The organism is Pseudomonas sp. HMSC065H01 (genome assembly GCF_001815235.1).
Taxonomy (GTDB): Bacteria; Pseudomonadota; Gammaproteobacteria; order Pseudomonadales; family Pseudomonadaceae; genus Pseudomonas; species Pseudomonas aeruginosa.
Genome location: NZ_KV819909.1, coordinates 1 through 803 on the forward strand (window position 1 = coordinate 1; position 803 = coordinate 803).

Below are 803 nucleotides of genomic sequence, written 5' to 3' on the forward strand. Positions count from 1 at the left end.
GCATCGAGCCCGGCGACCGGTACGGCAGCCAGAACTTGCGCCATGATCCGGTCACCGCCGGCATGACGCCCCAGACCGTGCTTAAGCTGACGCAGCGGCGCCGGCAGATCAGCAAAGGGCGCGCCGTTGCGCAGCGCACCGGGCTTGCGTTCGATCAGCGGGAGGTAGTGCTGCCAGTCATAGCTGACCTGGTCGCGATCCAGCAAGCGGACATGGCTGGCGATCAGCGCGTCGTCAGCCACCACCTCGATTCGCGTCGGATACAAACGGCTGCTGACCCACTTACCCGCATACTCACACGGCACCGAGTAGCGGTTGCGCCCGACGCTGACCAGGCAGGTGCTGGAGACCCGCGCAGGCCGCTCGACGTAACCGTCGAATGGCGCTGGCACAGGCATCAGTTCAGCGCGCTCCAACTCCAGCACTTCGGCCACACTCAGCCCGCTGTATTGAGGGTGCGTCAGCTCGTTCCAAAGCGCGCGGCAGCGCTGGCCCAGCCAGGCATTGAGTTCCTCGAAGGAGTGAAACTGACAGTCCTGGGCGTCTAGCCAGATACGCCTGCGGCTGTCTTGCACGTTCTTTTCAACGATGCCCTTTTCCCAACCAGCGGCGACGTTGCAGAAGTCCGGATCGAACAGGTAATGCGCGCACATCACCGCAAAGCGTGCATTCACCGCCCGGCCTTTGCCCTTATTGACCTTGTCGACGGCGGTCTTCATGTTGTCGTAGATGCCCCGGCGCGGCACGCCGCCCAAGGCGCCGAACGAGCGTGTATGGGCGTCAAATAACATCTCATGGCCCTG

The 803-nt window shown here is 63.4% G+C and carries 1 pseudogene; it reads right to left on the reverse strand.

Features of this window, described 5'->3' with window-relative positions:
• Nucleotides 1-803, reverse strand: a pseudogene (gene istA, locus HMPREF3014_RS24095) (IS21-like element ISPst3 family transposase); the annotation flags it as partial.